Here is a 599-nt window from a genome sequence, read left to right as displayed (position 1 = left end):
AACACGTATTTATCTTTTAGAAGGTAATAAAAGAGAGTTAAAATGCACTTTTTAAAAAGGAAATAATTGATGTTTGAAACGACAAAAAATACAGAGTAAATTAAAGGAGTTCTTATGCAAAAGATTTTAATAGTTTTAGGATTGTGTTTAATGTTAGCCATTAGTGCTAATGCACAATCCCCAAAAGAAGCCAAACCTAGTTTTGATTGTGCTAAAGCAAAAAGTAAGGTTGAAAAGATGATTTGTAATGATGAAAGTGGGGAGTTACAAAAACTTGATAGATATATGGCAAAGACATATAAAGAACTAAGACAGAATCTAAACAAAAATGAGCAAAATAAGCTTTTAACATCGCAACGATTATGGCTTCAAACCCTAAATCAATGCAAATCTAAAGAATGTGTAAAAGAGCTTTTGCAAAATAGAGTTGGAGAATTGCAAAATTACACAGCACACACGGGCAATGTGTGGCTTGGGACTTATACATTACAAGAAAATCTTTATATGGGGAGCTTTACAATAAAAAAGTGTGATAAGTTTAATATTTGTGAAGCTAGATATGAGGCTATCCTAAATAAAAGTGAATTTAATGATATGCA

Annotated in this window: 1 pseudogene; it reads left to right on the top strand. The window is 30.4% G+C overall.

Going from position 1 to position 599, the window contains the following annotated elements:
• Positions 1-114: 114 nt before the first annotated feature.
• A pseudogene (locus ELQ11_RS10430) lies at positions 115-599 on the top strand (hypothetical protein); the annotation flags it as partial.

Origin of the sequence: Campylobacter sp. US50a (genome assembly GCF_004379015.1) — a bacterium.
GTDB lineage: Bacteria > Campylobacterota > Campylobacteria > Campylobacterales > Campylobacteraceae > Campylobacter_D > Campylobacter_D jejuni.
Note: the sequence above shows the minus strand (reverse complement) of the source record. Positions and strands in the feature narration are given on the sequence as shown.